The organism is Escherichia sp. WS338 (genome assembly GCF_046486405.1).
Lineage (GTDB): Bacteria > Pseudomonadota > Gammaproteobacteria > Enterobacterales > Enterobacteriaceae > Escherichia > Escherichia coli.
On the sequence record NZ_JBJQLL010000004.1, the window covers coordinates 181727 to 202657 of the forward strand.

General features: G+C 51.2%; 11 protein-coding genes and 1 pseudogene. All 12 read right to left on the reverse strand.

Annotated features, from left to right (window positions below; translation table 11 throughout):
* Nucleotides 1–12: 12 nt before the first annotated feature.
* The 12 genes and pseudogenes from ACJHWT_RS05045 to ndk all read right to left on the reverse strand — a co-directional run bounded on the left by ACJHWT_RS05045 (nt 13) and on the right by ndk (nt 20841).
* Nucleotides 13–8050: pseudogene (locus ACJHWT_RS05045) on the reverse strand (adhesion domain-containing protein).
* A gap of 120 nt (nt 8051–8170) precedes the next feature.
* On the reverse strand, nt 8171–9148 hold the full coding sequence (locus ACJHWT_RS05050) for a SinI family autotransporter-associated protein (protein WP_000806620.1): 978 nt from the start codon (nt 9146–9148) through the stop codon (nt 8171–8173).
* Between the two features lie 54 nt (nt 9149–9202).
* Complete coding sequence (sinH, locus tag ACJHWT_RS05055) at nt 9203–11380, reverse strand: intimin-like inverse autotransporter SinH (protein WP_001317981.1); 2178 nt, start codon at nt 11378–11380, stop codon at nt 9203–9205.
* A 209-nt stretch (nt 11381–11589) separates the two neighbouring features.
* Nucleotides 11590–11805 carry a zinc ribbon domain-containing protein gene (locus ACJHWT_RS05060; protein ID WP_000422355.1) on the reverse strand — a complete coding sequence of 72 codons (216 nt, stop codon included), beginning with the start codon at nt 11803–11805 and terminating at the stop codon, nt 11590–11592.
* Between the two features lie 61 nt (nt 11806–11866).
* The gene (gene der, locus ACJHWT_RS05065) at nt 11867–13339 is read right to left on the reverse strand and encodes a ribosome biogenesis GTPase Der (protein WP_001317982.1); all 1473 of its coding nucleotides are present in this window, start codon (nt 13337–13339) and stop codon (nt 11867–11869) included.
* A gap of 117 nt (nt 13340–13456) precedes the next feature.
* On the reverse strand, nt 13457–14635 hold the full coding sequence (bamB, locus tag ACJHWT_RS05070; RefSeq protein WP_001177033.1) for an outer membrane protein assembly factor BamB: 1179 nt from the start codon (nt 14633–14635) through the stop codon (nt 13457–13459).
* A gap of 10 nt (nt 14636–14645) precedes the next feature.
* A complete protein-coding gene (gene yfgM / locus ACJHWT_RS05075; protein ID WP_000409203.1) occupies nt 14646–15266 on the reverse strand; it encodes an ancillary SecYEG translocon subunit YfgM in 621 nt (206 codons plus the stop codon).
* 17 nt (nt 15267–15283) lie between these two features.
* Nucleotides 15284–16558 carry a histidine--tRNA ligase gene (hisS, locus tag ACJHWT_RS05080; RefSeq protein WP_001107167.1) on the reverse strand — a complete coding sequence of 425 codons (1275 nt, stop codon included), beginning with the start codon at nt 16556–16558 and terminating at the stop codon, nt 15284–15286.
* 110 nt (nt 16559–16668) lie between these two features.
* On the reverse strand, nt 16669–17787 hold the full coding sequence (gene ispG / locus ACJHWT_RS05085; RefSeq protein ID WP_000551807.1) for a flavodoxin-dependent (E)-4-hydroxy-3-methylbut-2-enyl-diphosphate synthase: 1119 nt from the start codon (nt 17785–17787) through the stop codon (nt 16669–16671).
* A gap of 26 nt (nt 17788–17813) precedes the next feature.
* Entirely contained in the window at nt 17814–18821 is a 1008-nt protein-coding gene (gene rodZ / locus ACJHWT_RS05090) for a cytoskeleton protein RodZ (protein ID WP_001090835.1), read from the reverse strand.
* Nucleotides 18822–19105: 284 nt separating this feature from the next.
* Nucleotides 19106–20260, reverse strand: coding sequence for a bifunctional tRNA (adenosine(37)-C2)-methyltransferase TrmG/ribosomal RNA large subunit methyltransferase RlmN (locus tag ACJHWT_RS05095; RefSeq protein ID WP_000003317.1), 1155 nt, complete (start codon nt 20258–20260; stop codon nt 19106–19108).
* A 149-nt stretch (nt 20261–20409) separates the two neighbouring features.
* Nucleotides 20410–20841: a nucleoside-diphosphate kinase gene (gene ndk, locus ACJHWT_RS05100; RefSeq protein WP_000963841.1), complete on the reverse strand. Its 432-nt coding sequence runs from the start codon at nt 20839–20841 to the stop codon at nt 20410–20412.
* Nucleotides 20842–20931 lie beyond the last annotated feature (90 nt).

Here is a 20931-nt window from a genome sequence, read left to right on the forward strand (position 1 = left end):
CCGCCATGCTGGTTACTGGAAGCAGGTCACCAGACCCGGTTTATTTATTAGCGTGATACTACAATCCTGTGCTCCGGTACCTTCGTCCATCCCACATTGTTGAGAGGACAAATAAGGAAAACTGGGTGAAGACGGCCATCCCAGTGAATTAAAAACAGTATGCAACAACTCTAATTCATTGTATGTCGGTGCATTTTCTATGCTGCCACACTGCCTTGCGATATCCCATTTACTGGCATCAATGATATGTGCAGAAGCCCAGTTTTCGTAGTTAATAATCGGTGAGGATACGGGATTAGCCCCGGACGGCAATTCTGTCGTTAACAACGGTCGATGTAGCGATTTACCATTCACCACTACCGTGTCTGCCATATGTCCCCAAAAGTGCGCCGAGGAAACATTTGGGCTGGTTGGTACCGTAAAAATAGCGTCCAGCGTGTCTGTCGCGGAAGCGTAATTAGCCAGAGTAACCGTCAGTGGCGTTTTATAACCTGGGGTATTATCCTGGCGGAGCGTAAAACTTGCCGTCCCATCCGCGCCTGTCATGCCACTAATGGTATTACCGCTTTCACTCAGCGTAACAGCCGAACCAGATAACGGCTGAACGATGAGATCGTCCATCGCCACCACATCACCATACAACGTTGCCCCAGCGTTACGCGGCGATGCCTCACCGCGTTTCAAAGTAAATTCCACATTCGGCACCGTATTCCCGGCGCTATCTTTCACCGTCACGGTAACGGGCATGGCTTCGCCTTTTTTCACTTTCGCCGCCTGAGTGGCTGCATCAAACGCTGTTGAGGTAAGTGTGACGCTGGAAACCGTTGAACGCGCGTTAGCCAGGCAAGGCTGAAATGATTTTGTTGAACCCGTATACAGCGTGCCATTTCTCAAATCAACCGACTGGTCTTTACCATCGGCGGATTTATCCTCTGCCCACCAAGTGTAATACGCAGGCCAGCCAGTTTCAGTGACAAACGTGTTATTCGGATAACGCGCAGACAACGAACTTAAATCATTGAATAGTGGCTGCCTTGCTACTTCACAAGGGCTCACACTCGCATCTGATTTCTGTGTTGGGGTAAAGTACGGCCAGTCTTCATTATTGTTATTGATCTTGCCGACGCCAGAAGTCGATGTCAGTTCACTCCACAATTTCGGGCGTTCAAATACCGCACCATTCACTGCCGTCAAGGTTGCTGGCATTAGCCTTCGCAGAATCCGGGCTGGTCACTACCGTGAATATCAGGTCCTGATTAGCCGTAACCTGCGGATTTCGCGCCAATGAAGCTGTAAACGGCGTTACCAGACCGACGGTGTTATTTTGGGTAACGTTGAACGTTATCGTGCCATCACTGCCGGTGAAGCCGCTCCATGCCGACGTATTCTGGTTGAAGGAGATACGCGCCGATGTCGGGGTGACTTCATCTAAAATGAGATCATCTACGGTATTGGAGGATACAGAGATCCCTGAACGGCTTTTCGCCTGCACGCGCTTGAGCGTAACACCTTCGCCGCCAACAGGATTACCATTGGCATCTTTGATCGTCACCACGATGGGAAGCATCTCACCTTTTTTCACAGATGACGTGGGGGTACCACCATTGCTGGCAGTTCGGCCCTCATCATAGGCAGTCGATGACAGCGTAAGGCTTGCTGGTGCCGAATGTGGCTGCGTCAGACAGAGCATTAAAGCGTATCCATTAATAGTCGTCGTCGATTGTCCCGTTTTCAAATTAATGACGCCGTAATACCACGTCAACGCGTCAGTGGTGCTCATTTCATAAGTCCACCAATTTCCACTTCCGGCAGTTATAGGCAACCCCAAATCTGTCAGTATTGTCCCGCTTGGATGATCATTATATAGCCCCTGTAACTCATTGAGACGCGGCTGATACTCAACCGGGCAATCCGGCGTAACTTTATTGGTATAAAAAAGGTATGACCACGACTCATTATTATTACTTACCGAGGACCCCAAGGTCGCTTCTGCTGCCAGTAGCGGTCGTTTAAAGGTCACCCCCGCCCTACTGGTAAACGTGTCGGGCATATGACCCCAGTATTTTGCTTTCGGTGAGTTCGGACTGGTTATCACAGTGAAAATAACATCCATCGTGGCACTTTTTGTGGTGTCGCGCATCAATGTTGCAGTGAGCGGAGTTGCCAGCCCATAAGTCTCGTTTTGCGTCACATCAAAAGTCGCTTTACCATCACTTCCTGTCGTCAGAAGTGCCTGTGCCCCATTATTATAGAGTGACATGTTTACTCCGGCAGGGGTGACCGGCACGATAGTAAGATCATCATACGTAGAATCTAGCCTGTTTTTTGCACGATCCAACGCAGTCCCGCGTATGAGATTAAAGTTTGCGCCTGGCAACAGATTTCCTGCGCTATCCCGCACAATCACCGTCATCCGGATCGCCGTACCTTTCGCCGCCGTTGCACTAGGGCGACCATCGTTGCTGGCCGTTTTCTCCGCATCCAGTGCCGTGGAGGTCATCTCTATAGAAGCTGCCACTGCATGAGGGTTTACCAGACAGGACACAAATGCCACGGTGTTTGATAATGCCCTGGAGCTTGATCCATTCGATAAATTAATAGACTGATCGTACCAGACGTTCGCGTAGGCAATTTTATCGTAAGCCCACCAGGTGTTAGTCAGCGGAAGGCCTAAATCGGTCCCTATCGCACCATTAGGATGTTCACTGTATAACTCTTGAAATTCGCTTAATAACGGTTGATAAGGTTCGCCGCAGTCTGATTTGCTGACATCATTTTTTGCTGCCGTATTCAAAGAAAGCCATGATTCATTATTAGCCATGGTTGACTGCCCCGCTGGATGCTCGGCAGTAAGCAATGGCCGCTTAAAGGCAATTCCCGACCGGGTAGTAAACGTTTCAGGCATATGCCCCCAGTAACTTGCCAGTGGCGTATCCGGGCTGGTTATGACGGTAAACATGACCGGTAATTTGTTGGATTCTATCGTCGGCTGATACAACTGGGCGTACATATTGGTTACCAGGCCCATAGAATCATCTTGTTTTACCGTAAAGGAGGTAGTCCCATCCGCGCCAGTCACCCCATAAAGCAGGCTTGAAGAACTATTCATCCTCGCAGAAGCGCCTGCCGCGTTAATTACCGTAATCGACTTATTTATCATCTCGGCATTTTGACGGTTCTTCGAGCCTTCACGTCTGAGAATAAAGGGGACATTGGGCACGCTATTTCCCTGCGCATTTTTAGTCACCACGCGAATCACCGCGTCTTCGCCTTTTTTCACTTTCAACGCACTCAAGGTGTCGTCAACTTTGACAAATTGCGCCGTATCATTCGCCTCAACGATGATCTGACTGGCAACGGCGACAGGCGTGGTCCGGCAGCTCAGTAATGCACCACCAGATGAGGGCATCTGCGTTTCATCTCCTGTCTTCAGCGAAACGACATCATACGTAAAGGTTTGAGTGAATGTATCTGCAACGGTATTCGAGATATAGAACCTCGACACTGGCCAGCCAATAGCATCATGTAATGCGCTACTCCCCTGGTGCGCATAAATGGCCCTAAGTTCATTGTCAGTTGGAACATACTCCGCGCCACAACCATTTATCGAGGTATCGTTAGCCTGGCCCGACGGGAACGTAGACCAGGCCTCCCCCTCTTCCACCAGGGTACCGATACTGGTGGTAGCACTATTCTCGTCCCTCAGTAAAGGCCTTCGATAAATAAGACCGTCATCGCCTGTCGCCGTTTCAGCCATATGCCCCCAGAATTTGGCTTTTGGCGAATCCGGGCTGGTAAGCACCGTAAAGACAACGGGAAGCGTCGATTTAGTGCTGCTGGAGGAATCCAACGCTGCCGTGAGTTCTGTTTTTAGCCCGGTAGTCTGGTCTTGCTTCAATGTGAAAGTGGTGATGCCATCAGCCCCCGTCACGCCATAAATAACCAGGGTCGTTGAAAGAAAATCATCTTGAGTATTTCCCCAGGCATCCGTTACCGCCAGCGAAGCAATCGACGTCGTAGTTGACACATTGGCCCTGTTCACGCTGGTGTTTCGTTTGAGGGTAAATGCGGTATTTCCCACAGGGTTACCCTGCGCATCTTTAGTGGTCACTCGTAATACGGCTTCTTCGCCTTTTTTCGCTTTGACAACATTATTCGTACTGTCAAATTTTGTGGGGTCTGCAGCTTCAAGAACAATTTGGCTTGCCTTAACAATCGGCGTCGTCTGGCAGGTAAGCAGTTCTTTTGTGGCAGATGGAATTATCGAACTGGTGCCTGAACTGAGATTGACGGCCTTGAAGTCACGCTGTTCCAGGCTACTACTACCTGTCGTGCTGGAAAGGTAACTTGAGGCGACGGGCCAGCCCTGAACCGTTTTCATCGCATTGCCGCGGTTGGCTTCATACAATGACTCCAGCCCGGCCTGGGAGGGAACATATTCACTACCACAACCATTAGAGGATGTGCTTATAGCCTGGGTTTGGGTAAATTGCGCCCAGTCTTCATTCTCTTCTGCAATCGCTGTTCGACCCGACGTACTGGATAACTCTTTCAACAATAATGGGCGTTTAAAGACCGTTCCATCTGCAGCCGTCACTGTTTCAGGCATATGCCCCCACATTTTCGCCTTATCGCTGTCCGGGCTGGTGACAACGGTAAAAATGGTATCGAGGGTCGCTTTTTTCGTTGTGTCTGAATAGAGCGCGGCGGTCAGCGACGTTTTTGTGCCATGGGTATCCGGGCGGGTAATAGTGAGAATTTTAGTGCCATCGCTGCCGGTCATCGCGCTGTATGCTGCGGCGGTATCATTGAGCGAAGTTTCATCCGCCAGGCCACTATTGATCACAACCGGCGCAACCAGCGCATCACCGCCACCGGCAATGTGTTTTTCGTTTGATCGGGTATAACCATCGCCACGCTTCAGCGTAAAAGGCATATCACCCAATGGATTGCCCTGAGCATCTTTTACCGTCACCTTCACCTGTAGCGTTTCGCCTTTTTTCAGCTTCGCCGCATTTGCTGCCGCGTTCCACTGCGCCGGGTCCACCACTTCCAGCGTAATGCTGCTGGCAGGATTGTTAGCCGTCGTCAGGCAACTGACATAAACCGCCGTGCTACCGCCAACGGTCCGCGCGCCATCGTTGAGGGCTATGGTGTAGTAATGCGGCACCTGATCCGCGGGCGAACTGCTCCAGTAGGGCTGACGCTGCGTTGGCCAACCGTGTACCGTTTGAACGGCGTTACCGCTGTTAGCATCATAGAGCGCGTTAAGCTGGGAACGGCGTGGGAGCATATTGGCACCACAGCCACCTTTACTGGTGCTGGAAGTGTTGGCCTGGCTAACGCGCGACCACACTTCGTTATTTTCCGTTAATGTGCCGTCCGGGCTGGACACTTCCGCAGCCAGCCGGGGTCGGGCAAAGGTTAATGCATCGACGGTAATCGTCTCATCCATATGACCCCACATCTGCGCGCCAACCGCATCCGGACTGGTGAGCGTAGTGAAAATCACATTGTAATTAACAGTATTGGGAATATAGGAGTTTACAGGCGCAATATTCAGCGGCGTCGCTAAGCCCACACCTTGCGGTTGCTTAATTTCCACAGTAGCAAAACCCTGCGCATCCGTAGTACCGGCATAGACTAAAGACGGTTGCGATGTTCCGTAGAGTGTGCCATTCATCTCGATTGCGCCGCGGGTTGGATCATCAAAACCTGTAGTCTGCCCCTGACGATTTTTCCCCATATCTTTAGTGATGGTGAACGCGGTATACGGCACGGGCGCATTATTCAAGGCATTAAAGGTGCGTACCGTCATGGTAATCGTTTCACCCACTTTAGCCTGCGCTCTGCTGCTTGTGGAAACATCATGATCGGTGGTCGCAGCAATCTGGGCGACCATCTCATTGCCCGAACAAGAAAGGTAGTTTTGCTTAAAGCCGGAATAGGTGTCGATGTTGCCCGTGGCCAGGTTCACCGACGCGTGCGACGTCTCTTCCACCGCACTAAGATACGCTTTTTGCAACGTTGGCCAGCCATATTCGGTGCCGATGACATTGGCTGGATGTGCGGCAAACAAACTGTGCAATGAGCTTTGGCTCGGAATATGACCTAAACCACACTCAGCCTGCATACTGCTATTCTGATCAAACAGCGCCCAGTCTTCGTTATTTTCCCGCACTGCTCCCAGTTCGTTGTCGGTTTCATCCGCCAGCCGTGGGCGTTTAAAGATATTATTCGCTTCAATAATGCCTAACATATGTCCCCACATCCGCGCTTTGTCGGAATCAGGGCTGGTGATCACCGTAAAAATAACGTCTTTCTCATCCGAGGCGGTAAAATCACTGCGCATTTTCGCGGTGATGTGTGTTTTCACCCCCACGCCGCCTGGCTGGGTCAGCGTCAGAGAGGCCTCTCCGTTAGCATCAGTGATCCCTTCATAGGTATGCGCGTCAACTTTGCGAACGTTACTGCCACCATCAATTTGTACCGGGTGCGTCTCCCACGCAGCGTCAGTTTGATTCTTACGGTTAACACCGTCATCCAGATGCAGCGAAAAGTAGTAGTAAGCCAGCGGCTGATCGTTGTTCTTGCTATCGGTAATCGTCAGGCGTAAAGAAGCCTCTTCCCCCACCTTTACTTTCATCGCTTTTATCGTCGAATCATAACTGCCCGGCGTCAGTACCAGCTTCGGTTCAACATCGGGCGCTTCTTTATCGACACAGCTCACAATAAACGTCGTATCGTCCGGTTTTTGCGCTTCGCTGCGGTTCGAAACATCCGCCGCATAGTGCTGCCCGCTCATCCCCGCCAGTGATGACCAGTAGTAGTTACCCTGCATCGGCCAACCAGCCACATCCTGCACTGACGTTGGCACCACCGTCGCCAGCGCACCGAACTGACGCATTCCGGGCAAAATGTCGCAATGTTTATCCGCACCACTCCAGGTAAAGGTGGACCAGGTTTCATTGTGATCGTTAACCGTACCGTCTTCATTATCGACTTCCGCCGCCAGTTTTGGTCGACTAAAAGTGTAATCACGGGCCTTCAGCGTATCGGGCATATGACCCCACATTGTGGCCTGCGGGACATCCGGGCTGGTGAGGACGGTAAAGATCACTGCCGTTTCACTGGTCTGAGCAATACCCGCGAGGCTCGCGACCAACGGCGTTTTTACACCAGGGCCGTTGGCCTGGGTGACCGTAACCGTGGCAACACCATTCGCATCGGTAGTACCACGATATTCCGTCGCGGTGGTGGTTAATTCGGTCGTGCCCAGTTTTACCGGCGCAGTATTGTTCACTACACCCTGGCGGTTTTCAGCATCTTTGCGTTTGATAACAAAAGGAATATTCCCCACAACATTACCGACGCAATCTTTGGTGGTGACCGTTAACGTGATACTGCCGCCAACCGTCGTTTTCGCCGCACCGGAGGATTCGTCATAGCCCGCGGCGCTGACGGAAATAAGGTCACCCTGCGCGGGCGCAATCTTCAGCGTCACTTTCTGATCGGCGAGGGTCAGAACACTTTCATAGGGATAGCCCGTCGAGGTAAGTAGATATAACAGCGGCATGGTCTGCTGGGGGTCTGGCTGCGCCCAGGCGATCAGCGAACGCCCGGCAAGGCCCTGTGCGCAAAATGAGCGATCTGCGACTGGCTGTGGGTCCAGTAAGGTGTCCGGCGTCGCGGCATCCGCCCAAACTAAAGATACTGTCGGTGGCGTTTGGTTTTCCCAACGTGGTGTGGCAATGATATCGCCTTCTCTGTCTTGCGGGTTGGTGACGAGCAATTTAGAGACGCTAACATCCGCGCTGAATTCACTCGGTTTAGCGGTAAACGCTACCTCATGCGTCTTTGCAGGATCCAGAAAGACACTGCCCTGGTAGACGGGTATGCTGGCACTGTCGGCGGTGGGCACGGTACCGTTAAATTCGCCGACCGTATCTGAAGAGTCTTGCCATGCAGATTCTGCCCATGACCACCCAGGCAGCATTGCGCTTATCAGCAATGCGCATAACACAAGGATTTTATTCAGGGTCAGGGACATGACAGAAACTCCACCGATTGTTAAACGGACGCTTGTCGCATCAACATATTTTGCTTAATCCGGGATTAAGCAAAATATGCGGAAACAGCATTCCCTTGCGGGAATGCTGCTGAGTACGCGTTATTTGTGTTTGTAAATAATGTGAAGTTTGTAACCCTGTACCCCGTCGCCGTTTGTCGGAATGGTAAGAGCCTCTTTACCATCGCGCGCAGGACCGTTAAGGTTGGTTCTGGCTTCGTCGTTGGTCGCAGGGATGGCCAGATTGTTATTATCGAAGCTTGAGTTAACGATACCACCTGAAGTGCCCAGCTGCTGGCTGCTGCCAGAAAGTACCCAACGGAAGTCATAATTGGCGGTAACGTCAGCATCGGTACCCGCATCAAACTTGCCGTTTTTGTTCTCATCCGAGTACAGTTTGGCCACGTAGGTTTTGCCAAGTTCGATTGGCGTGCTGCCGTTGATAAGGTTGATACTGGTACCATCAACAAAGATGGCGACTTTCAGGTTCTGGTTAACCACCGGCCCTGGCGCAACGTTATCGCTGTCGCTTCCGCCGCCGCTGGCAGTGGAAATGTCATAAAGATGCAGCGCAGTCCCGACGTTTGGCGTACCGGTCTGCGTGGTCGGCGTAATTTCAATACCGATATAACGACCACGGTCGTCATCGGTAAGAGTGTAACTGGTCACCTTCGTTGCCAGCTCTTTCGGATCGCCCCCCTGAGCGTCCTTGTAGCTCATCCAGCGGATAGTATCGATAGTCTTTGCGTTATCGCCCAATCCCCCAAGATCCACGTCGCCTTCGGTATCACCAATTTCCCAACTTACGGTTAATTTATCACCCGAGTAAAGACGCTTGTCCGTTTCACTGCCTGTCGGGCGAGCGCCTTTTAGATCAGAAGTCAACGTTACATGGTCGGCATCTGTCGTAGCGCTTCCCCCTTCCGAATAGAGCCACGGAATGGTTCCCTGGAAAATATTGGTTTCGCCGCTGTCGACCCAGGCGCTTTCTTCCGCCAGCGCCACAGGTGCCACACAATAACCTGCCAGTGCCAGCGCCAATGCGATCCGGGTCAGACCGCGTCTTTTATCCTGCTTCATTGATGCTCTCCTTAATGAACCTTCAGCGACTGGCCGACTGGCCTTACGCCAATCTTATTTTTTGGTATACAGCACGCGTAAACCGTATCCCTGCAAGCCATCTCCCGCTTGTGCGCCATAGGTTTGCGCTGCTTCGCGGTTAGTGGCCGGAATCACAATGTCCTCATTGGAAGTGTTCGCCTGTGCACCCACTTCACCATTGATGCTCTTGCCGGTAAATTCCCACTTGTAGTCGTACTGCGCCATCTCTTCGTCAGTCAGTTTTTCGACCTGCTGGAAGACACCGTCTTTATTGCTGTCACGCCACAAAACAAATCGATAAGTGTTGTTGAGCGGCAGCGGTTCTTTATCTTTACCTATCAGGTTGCTGGGTTTAGCCGCCCCCACACGATAGATAAATGCATTTAGCCCACCAATTTCTGCCCCGAGGAAAGTGACATCCACATAGTTACTGTCGTCGTAGGGCGCAGCTTTTGCTTTCCAGCGATAGGTGCCGGGTAAGGTACTGGAGAGGGTGACAGTACCCTTTTCTTTATCTTGTTTAGCGATAAAAACGCAGGGGTTGTCGGTCGAGCAAGGCTTGTTGGTTAACGTCACTCGTTTGTCCTGCGCGTCGTAAAGCCGCGGCGTGAGGTTATCTTCCGGCAGCGCATCGCCGTTGCGGTCGGTGTTATCGCCAAAGCTGTCGGTTACATCGAGATCCATCACCACACCATCAACGCCATCTGCCTGGGCGCTGGCTTCGTGGCTGTGGTTGTTCTCTTCCGGCACGTTCGCGATGTTATTAACAATCAACTCAATTTTACGGTCCTGCTGAACGGTGATTTCCACCACACCAGAGTTCTGTCGGTTGCCCTTTTCATCTTCCAGTGCCAGACGTACTCGCCAGGTATTGAGTTTTTCTTGTTCGGCTTTGTCAGAGCTGTACTGCCAGGCGGGCAGCACCAGGTTCCAGTGGTTATTGTTACCCTCTGTCAGGGTATTCTCTTTGATAACCGGCATAACCAGCGTGCGGGCAGCATTGTTTTTCGCCTGCCATGACGCAGCGACAATTTTGTAGTGGTGGTTGATAAGCGCGTTAATGGTCCACTTACATTTTTCCAGCCCGACCGCCGCTTCAGGCGTGTCTTTAATGACACACTCGGGGTGTTCGTTGGTGGCATCCGCTTTTAACCACAGGGTGACATCAAGCGGATCTTTTTCTTTGTATTCCAGAACAATAAAGTTATTACGCTCAACAAAATCATGACGACTGCCCATCAACGAGTGAGCCGCTTTCACTTTATCGCTATCCAATTGATCTTTTAGCGGAACGCCGAACTGATAATTAAGAGTGGCATTAATGCTGACATCGCTGTTATCTCCGGTCCCCGCTTTATAGTCCGCCCCAACGGTTAGTAATGGCACCGGTTGATAATTCAGTCCAAGTGTTACCGCGTAGGGATCTTTCTCCAAATTATCCGTACCAAAAAGGGCAACTTCATCGCCGTAATATTGCTCGAAGACAACTTTGCCCCCCAGTTGCGGATAAGAAGGTAACCAGGCTTCGGCGCGAATATCCCAGCCGCGCGCAGGACGCTCCTCATAAAAATCGAAATCTTCGGAGTCTTTCCAGTCAGAAAGCGGATGATAATAGTTGCCAGAGAATTTTAAATAATCAGTCCACGCTTCGCCGCCTAAACCTAAACGGCGATGTCCTCGGGTAAAATCATAATCATAAAATATATTTCCGCCCAATAACCATTCATCAAAATTATATCTTACCCCAAGACCAATATTCCCGATTGTACGATCTTCTTTTCGCTGCGCAGAAAATTGACTGAAATAAACAGTGGTTTGATTATCGTACCAGGGAACAAAATAATCGATGGAACTGCCATCCAGATCGCCGCCCTGGCCAATGGAGAGGTTCGAACGGACCTTACCGTAGGGAGAGAGAGTGTCTTCAATATAAGATTGTGCGGTTGAGGTGATTTGACTTTGCAGATAGCTTCTGGCCTGAGATTCCAGCGCCTCAGGGGTCAAGTTTTCAAACCCTTGCGTGGCGGAGTTGATGATGTAATCGGCTCCGCGCTCTTTCAGCGATTTACCCTTGTTGGTTTGTTCATCCTGCTGTGCTGCCTGGCTACCTAAATCAGGTAACGATTCGTTTTGCTTAACATTTATCTCTGGTGCCGCGAAAGCAGCACCAGAGATAAATGTTAGAATAATACAGCGTTTCCATCGCAGCATGCACTTTCCCTGTGACAATGATACAGTCAAAAATAAGCTTTAATATTGTATCCCTGATTATTCAGAAAGGCATGTCATAAAGAATAAATATATTCTTAATTATTTAAATTAGTGATTTCACTCAATTACATTAGTTATTCCACTAATAACAGATTGTTTTACCATTCACATATTAAATATAAATGATAAAACAATATATTCACATGATATTAAGCAATAACAAATTCAACGCGTTTTTTAGATATTAAACCGTGCCCATGTTGGCAGAAATAGTCCACAGCACCACAAGCTTTTAACACTTGTAACGGCTGATGACACTCAGGGCAAATTGCCTGGACGGTAAAGTCTTTGTCGCAAGTTGCACAGTGGGCAGTCTCGCCGTTACGTTCGAGAGAGTTTTGGCAGATTGGGCAATTGAGTTCCATAAATGCTCCTCACATTTCATAGGCTTCCCTCTCCATATGGAAAGGGAAACCAGATAAGTGATTACTTACTTTTCTTGATATGCTTCATCAGGCGCTTACGTTTACGCATCTGGGTTGGCGTCAGGGTGTTACGCTTGTTCGCATACGGGTTTTCCCCTTCTTTGAACTGAATACGAATCGGCGTACCCATCACGTCCAGAGACTTGCGAAAGTAGTTCATCAGATAGCGTTTGTACGAATCAGGCAGGTCTTTCACCTGGTTACCATGAATCACCACAATCGGCGGGTTATAACCACCGGCGTGGGCATATTTCAGCTTCACACGACGACCGCGTACCAGCGGCGGTTGGTGATCTTCAACAGCCATCGTCATGATGCGCGTCAGCATAGAGGTCCCCACACGACGGGTGGAGCTGTCATACGCTTCACGTACTGATTCAAACAGATTACCAACACCACTGCCGTGCAAGGCTGAGATAAAATGCACACGAGCAAAATCGATAAAGCCCAGACGGAAGTCCAGCGTCTCTTTCACCTGCTCTTTCACTTCCTGGCTCAGGCCGTCCCACTTGTTCACTACAATCACAAGTGAGCGCCCACTATTGAGAATAAAGCCCAGCAAGGAGAGATCCTGATCGGAAATACCTTCACGCGCATCAATCACCAACATCACCACGTTGGCATCTTCAATGGCCTGCAACGTTTTGATTACCGAGAATTTCTCTACCGCATCGGTGATTTTGCCGCGTTTACGTACGCCAGCGGTGTCAATGAGCACATACTCACGTCCATCGCGTTCCATTGGAATGTAGATACTGTCACGCGTCGTACCAGGCATGTCATAAACAACAACGCGCTCTTCACCAAGAATACGGTTAGTGAGTGTAGACTTACCTACGTTCGGACGACCCACAATCGCCAGTTTGATCGGCAGACTTTGCGGGTCGAAGTCGTCTTCCTCTTCTTCTTCGCCGTTCTCTTCCGCTTCAAATTGCGCCCAGTATTCGGCGTCTTCATCGACTTCTTCTTGCGGTGCCAGATCTTCCATCCACGGCAGCAGCACGTGCTCCAGCAGACTTAATACGCCACGACCGTGAGATGCGGCGATCGGGTAGATTTCCCCTAAACCAAGCGAGTAGAAATCAACCACTGCCTGATCGGGATCCAGACCGTCAGTTTTGTTTGCCACCAGGAAGGTCGGTTTTTCACGGGAGCGCAGATGTTTGGCAATCGCTTCATCCGCCGGCATCAGGCCCGCGCGCGCATCCACCATAAACAGTACGACGTCCGCTTCTTCAATCGCCAGCAGCGACTGTTCCGCCATACGTGTCTCTACACCGTCTTCGGTGCCATCAATCCCGCCGGTATCAATGCAGATAAACTCACGGCCTTCAATTTCTGCACGACCGTACTTACGGTCACGAGTCAGACCCGGGAAATCCGCAACCAGCGCATCTCGGGTGCGAGTTAGACGGTTAAATAACGTGGATTTTCCTACGTTAGGGCGCCCGACAAGCGCGACCACAGGTACCATGTTTAAAGCCTCATTTTTATAAATCATCAGACAACGCACGCTATATTCGTGTCGTTGTTAAAAACAGGAAAACGGCCCCTGTCCAGGAGCCGTTTTCAAAGTGAACGACAGAGACGATTAACGTGTAATAGAGTACACGGTTCCGTCTTTTGCCTGGATCAGCAGTTTGCCGTCAGCGGCAACCGGTTCAGTCTGGAAACCGGAACTATCAACTTTTTGCTGGGCAACGAAACGACCATCTTCGACGTTAATCCAGTGCAGATAACCTTCGCTGTCACCTACCACCAGGTTGCCATTATACAGCACCGGAGAAGTCAGCAGGCGATGCAGCAGATCGCTTTGTGTCCACAGCGTAACGCCGCCATCAATGGTCAACGCCATCACCCGGTCATTTTGATCGACCAGATAGATGCGATTGCCGTCGACGATGAAATCATTCACCGAACCCAGTTCGCGTTTCCACATAATCTGACCACTGCGCAGATCAAGCGCCGTCAGGTTACCATTATAGGCCAGCGCGAAAACAACGCCGTTAACAACGACGGGAGTCGTGTCAACATCGCTCAGACGGTCAATTTCGGTAGAACCGGTCGCCTGGGAAATACGCTGCTGCCAAATCATCTGGCCCTGTTCCATCAGCACTGCGCTGACGCGACCATTATCGCCACCCACGACGGCCGCACCAAAAGCCGTTGCCGGCGCAGACTCGCCACGCAAAGAGAGCGAAGGCATATCGAGGTTAACTGTCCATTTGACAGCGCCGTCAGCTTCGTTCAGCGCTTGTAACTGACCGTTACTGGTGTGGATTAACACCAGACCGTCGCTGACCACCGGACGCGAAAGTGCTTCACCCGCGACTTTAGTTTGCCATGCCACAGTACCATCGCTGGTATTCAGCGCGTAAACCTGCGCCTTTTCGCTGCCAATGTAGACATGCCCACCAGACACGGTCACGCCGCCAGAAAGTAATGCAGGATCTTTAGAGAACCAGCCATCTTTCTCGGCCAGGTTGACAGACCAGATTTCTTTGCCGTCATCCGCATTCAGCGCTTTTACTAAACCAGCGCGGTCCGCTGCATAGACAACGTTGTCCGCCAGTGCCGGATGAAGATTGGAATAGAAGTTGCCAATGCCGCTACCAACGGAAGTGCTCCACGCAGTAGTCGGCGTAAACTGGTTTTCAACGGTTGGCAATGGGGACATCTTTACCACATCTTCTTCGCTGTTAAACAGCGAACAGCCGCTTAAAAGGGTAACGGAAAGCAGTCCTGGCAGCAGTAATTTACGCAATTGCATCGGGTCCCTCTCAGATGGACAAATTATTAATTTTCATCTGCATCATTTCGCTCAGTGCCGGGGTAACATCGCTTTTCACGCCTGCTTCCCATGCACTACGCGCACCTTGCTTATCACCTTTGCTCAGCAATGCTTCACCACGCAGGTCGGCAACAATGGCAGCCCACCCTTCACCTTTGATAGCATCAAGGGTTTTTAGCGCGGCATCAGCCTGCTTGAGCTGTACCTGAACGCGAGCAAGACGCAGATTTATCACGGCTTTGAGATTTTCATCGCTCGTGTCTGCCAGCCCCTGTTGTAACTGGGCGGCAGCTTTCTCTAGTTCATTTTTGTCAACAAATTGCTGCGCAAGTTCCAAAGAAGCCAGCGCACCATAAGTATTTTTATTTTCAGCAGCAAATTTTTCCGCCGCTGGGATGCTATCCGGTTTGCCTTCGCTCACTGCGGTAACCGCATTTTGATAGGCAAGAGAAGCGGAGCGTGCAGAATCAACCTGATGGCTGTTCCAGTAGCGCCAGCCAATCAGTGCGCCAACGCCCAAAATCACCCCAACAGCCAGTGCTTTGCCATTTTCAGCAAAAAAGCGTTTAACCGCTTCAACCTGGTCGTTTTCGTTCTCGTAAATTTCCACGCTGTCCTTCTCCTTCCTTAACCCAGTAACGTGCGCAAATGCGCGGCTACGCTATCCTGCGCAACTGCAGTTTGCTCACCAGAGCGCAAATCCTTCACTACTGCTGTGCCGTTAGCCACTTCAGACTCACCCAGCACCACAGCAACGCGGGCACCCCATTTATCAGCACGGGCAAACTGTTTCTTAAAGTTGCCGCCGCCGTGGTTGGTCATCAGTTTCACGCCCGGTAATTCATCACGCAGACGCTCAGCTAATGCCATAGCCGCAGATTGTGTATCAGCACCTGAAGCCACCAGGTATATATCGACAACAGGATCGGCTTTAAATTCCGGATTAACGGCCTGTACTAACAATACAAGACGTTCGAGGCCCATCGCAAAACCGACAGCCGGTGTTGCACGACCGCCCAGTTGTTCCACCAGACCGTCATAACGACCGCCTGCACACACGGTGCCCTGGGAGCCGAGGCTGTTAGTCACCCACTCGAAAACGGTACGGTTATAGTAATCCAGACCACGCACCAGACGCTGGTTTACGGTGTAAGCGATCCCCGCGCTCTCCAGCAGTTTGCACAGACCGGCAAAATGCTCACGAGATTCCTCGTCCAGATAATCGCCTAATGCCGGAGCGTCGTTGAGAAGCGCCTGCACTTCCGGATTTTTTGAATCCAGCACGCGCAGCGGGTTAGTGTACATGCGGCGTTTGCAGTCTTCGTCCAGCTTTTCTTTATGCTGCTCAAGGAATGCCACCAGCGCATCGCGGTAATTGGCGCGTGCTTCCAGCGAACCGATAGAATTCAGCTCAAGAGTTACGTGCTCGGAGATACCCAGCGCGCGCCACCAGCGGGCAGTGAGCATAATCAGTTCAGCGTCAATATCCGGACCTTGCAGACCGAAAACTTCGCAGCCCAACTGATGGAACTGACGATAACGCCCTTTCTGCGGACGCTCGTGACGGAACATAGGCCCGATATACCACAGACGCTGTTCCTGATTGTACAGAAGACCATGCTCGATGCCGGCGCGTACACAGCCCGCCGTCCCTTCAGGGCGCAGAGTCAGGCTGTCGCCATTGCGATCCTCAAAGGTGTACATCTCTTTTTCAACCACGTCGGTGACTTCACCAATCGCACGTTTGAATAGCGGGGTCTGCTCTACAATCGGCAAGCGGATTTCACTGTAACCGTAGCTGCCGAGCACGTTTTTCAGTGTGCCTTCAATGCGCTGCCAGATGGCCGTTTCGCCAGGCAGGTAATCGTTCATGCCGCGAATGGCTTGAATGTTTTTTGCCACGTTTATTCTCTTTCTGAATATAAAAATGAACCCTCAACGCTTCCCTCAATGTTTCGGGAGCCATGCGGGTTCAATCATACACGGGAAGCGAGGCGCTTCCCATCACGTTATTATTTTTCAACCTGCTGAACGTCAATTCGACGCGCTTCGTCCAGCTGACTGGCTTTCGCACGAATGCGCGCTTCCAGCTGATCGATCATATCGTTGTTGTCCAGACGGTCTTTGCGCACGCCATCTTCATAGAGGCCGCTTTTCTTGTTGCCGCCAGTGACGCCGAGTGTAGAAACCAGCGCCTCACCTGGGCCATTCACCACGCAGCCGATAATCGAAACGTCCATCGGAGTGATGATATCTTCCAGGCGTTGCTCCAGCGCGTTAACCGTACCGATAACATCAAATTCCTGACGCGAACATGTCGGGCAGGCGATGAAGTTGATCCCGCGCGAACGGATACGCAGCGATTTCAAAATATCGAAACCGACTTTGATCTCTTCGACCGGATCGGCCGCCAGCGATACGCGCAGCGTGTCGCCGATGCCTTCAGACAGCAGCAGACCTAAACCAATAGCGGATTTTACTGCCCCGCTACGCGCACCACCGGCTTCGGTGATCCCCAGATGCAGCGGCTGATCGATTTGTTTTGCCAGCAAACGATAAGACTCAACAGCGAGGAAGACGTCAGACGCTTTCACGCTGACTTTGAACTGATCGAAGTTCAGGCGATCGAGATGATCAACATGACGCATGGCAGATTCCAGCAACGCCTGCGGCGTCGGTTCGCCATACTTTTCTTGCAGATCTTTTTCCAACGATCCGGCATTAACGCCAATACGGATCGGAATGTTTTTATCGCGCGCACAGTCAACCACCATGCGAATACGCTCTTCATTACCGATATTGCCAGGGTTAATACGCAGACAATCGACGCCGTATTCCGCTACTTTCAGCGCAATGCGATAGTCGAAGTGGATGTCAGCCACCAGCGGCACGTTAACCTGCTGTTTGATGAGTTTGAACGCTTCTGCCGCGTCCATCGTCGGTACGGAGACACGGACGATATCAGCGCCAACACGTTCCAGCGCCTTGATTTGATTGACCGTTGCTTCGACGTCTGTCGTGCGCGTATTGGTCATGGACTGTACGGCGATGGGAGCACCATCGCCAATCGGCACATTCCCAACGTAAATACGTGTTGATTTTCTACGTTGAATTGGAGCCTGGTTATGCATGAAAAATCTCCCGCGTTACCCGTCTGTTACTGCGCCGGTGATTGTTCGGCATTGAGGGTCAGACGCGCAACCTGGTTAGTTCTGATAAAACGACTCAGATCGACAGGTTTCCCTTGATACTGGATCTGTACTGCGGCTGGCGCACCAATTTTCAGTTTGTACGGTGCCTGGCCGGTTAAGTTCAAATTACCGTCTTTACGCTGCATACCGCTAAACAGTTTTTTACCGGTAGCATCGGTGACTTCCAGCCAGCAATCGGCAGTAAAGTTCATCACCAGCGCATTCGGGTCAACCGCCGGCGTGGTCACGCCAGCCTGATCGGTTGGCAACGGCGCAGCGCCATCTGGTGTTGTTGTTGCCGCTGGTGCCGGAGTCGCAGCGGTATCAACATTTGCCTGCGAAGGTGGAACAACCGCATTCTGTTGCGGATCAACAGCTGGTGCTGGCGCAGTTACGGCAGGTGTTTGCGTGTTGGTTGCGGTGGTATCCACAGGTGATGTCGGCGTGGTCGCCATAGCCTGATCTGTGGTTGTCGACGTATCTAACGGTACACTCTGGCTTTGATTATTATTCAGTTCCGCAGAAGATTGATCGGCCATAGTGGTGATCTCTTCCTGCTGAGCTTTGTGGTCTTGCCACCACCAGGCACCGCTCAGGCCAATAACCACAAACAATACCAGCCAGGTGAAGGTCATCAGCCAACCGTCACGTTTTTTGCGGCGTTTACCGAGGGAAAAACTCTGCATCGGCGCAACTTTTGCAGCCCGTAGTGGAGCCTGCTTTTCCAGCCCTGGCAGCAGTTCTTCTTCTGGAATATGTACCAGACGCGCATAAGAGCGGATATATCCGCGCAGGAATGTTGAAGCAAGATCGGCGGGTGCCTTATCTTCTTCAATGTCGCGTACCGTGGAAACCTTCAGGCAAAGTCGCTCGGCAACGGCCTGTTGACTAAGTCCTAGTTGTTCGCGAGCATTACGCAGGCGAGCGCCGGTAGTAAGTGCTTCATTTTGGTCGTGCGTGGCTTCAGTATTCATTCGCTGCAGGTACGTTTAAATGAGAATTGAGATGCCGGTGAACCATCATGCTCACCCACACCGCGAAACATCCGTTAAGTTAACCGTTATCATACAGTATAAGACCGTCTGTGTGCTCGTGACAAAGCCCACATTCGCTAAGGCTAACTTACTGTTGCATCGTTACATACTGCCTTAAAGTCAGCAAAAACGCACCGTTAATATTGACCAGACAATTGCAACTTAATACTTCATTCATAAAAGATTACGCCACGGTACATAAAGTAACCGTGGCGTAATGGCTATCAGACCGCTTTAATGTCGATGGCTTCACCCTGCATCCGTTTACGCAGGGTACGTTTCGTACGGTCGATAACATCGCCCGCCAACTGACCACAGGCAGCATCAATGTCATCACCACGCGTTTTACGCACAATAGTGGTGAAACCGTAGCTCATCAGCACTTTTGAGAAACGGTCGATACGGCTGTTCGAACTGCGTCCATACGGCGCGCCCGGGAACGGGTTCCACGGGATCAGGTTGATCTTACACGGCGTATCTTTCAGCAGTTCTGCCAGTTGGTGCGCGTGTTCAGTGCCGTCGTTAACGTGGTCAAGCATCACGTATTCAATAGTGACTCGGCCCTGATTGGCGTTGGATTTCTCCAGATAACGGCGCACCGCCGCAAGGAACGTTTCGATATTGTACTTTTTGTTGATCGGCACAATTTCGTCACGAATTTCGTCGTTCGGCGCGTGCAGGGAGATAGCCAGCGCAACGTCGATCATATCGCCCAGTTTATCCAGCGCCGGAACCACACCGGAAGTGGAAAGCGTGACGCGACGTTTTGACAGGCCAAAACCGAAATCATCAAGCATGATTTCCATCGCCGGAACGACGTTGTTCAGGTTGAGCAGCGGCTCGCCCATACCCATCATCACTACGTTAGTGATTGGGCGCTGACCGGTGACTTTTGCTGCGCCGACAATTTTCGCCGCACGCCACACCTGGCCGATAATTTCCGATACCCGCAGGTTGCGGTTAAAGCCCTGCTGGGCGGTGGAACAGAATTTACACTCCAGCGCACACCCTACCTGCGAAGAGACGCAGAGCGTGGCACGGTCGTCTTCCGGGATATACACCGTTTCAACGCGCTGATCGCCAACGGCGATCGCCCATTTAATGGTGCCGTCAGATGAACGCTGTTCTTCAACCACTTCCGGTGCACGGATTTCCGCCACCTCTTTCAGTTTGCCGCGCAACACTTTATTGATGTCGGTCATCTCATCAAAGTTGTCGCAGCAATAGTGATACATCCACTTCATCACCTGATCGGCGCGGAAGGGTTTTTCACCTAAATCTTTAAAAAACTCCCGCATCTGCTGACGGTTGAGATCCAGCAGGTTGATTTTTCCATCTTTCGTGGTGACGTTTTCAGGTGTGACTAATTGTTCAGACATATGCTATTCCGGCCTCGTTATTACACGTTATGGCCCCTGGAGGGTTGAAAAAAGAAACGCCCCGGTGAGCGGCTGCTCGTCCGGGGGCGCTGCATTGTACAAATTCTGGCGCACGGATGCCACGTTTGCACGCGGCATTTACGAAATTATTAACGGGTGCGCGGGCACACTTCGCCTTCGCCGAAGAAATAAGCGATTTCGCGAGCGGCAGATTCGACGGAATCAGAACCGTGGGTACCATTTTCGGTCAGGCTGTCAGCGTAATCAGCACGCAGAGTACCGGCCAGTGCGTTTGCCGGATTGGTCGCGCCCAGCAGATCGCGGTGACGCTGAACAGCATTTTCACCTTCCAGCACGGAAACAACGATCGGGCCAGAAGTCATGAATTCAACCAGACCATCAAAGAACGGTTTTCCATCGTGTTCAGCATAAAAGCCACGAGCCTGTTCAACGGTCAGGTGCAGCATTTTGGTGCCGACAATTTTGAACCCTGCAGCTTCAAAGCGCGCAAAGATACTACCAATCACGTTTTTTGCTACCGCGTTCGGTTTGATGATGGAAAAAGTACGTTCAATAGCCATTTTTACCTCTGTAAATTGTTCTGTTGTTGTCTGTACCAGCGTACGAGATGGCGCGGATTATAATGAGCAACAGAGCCGTTGACTATTGAT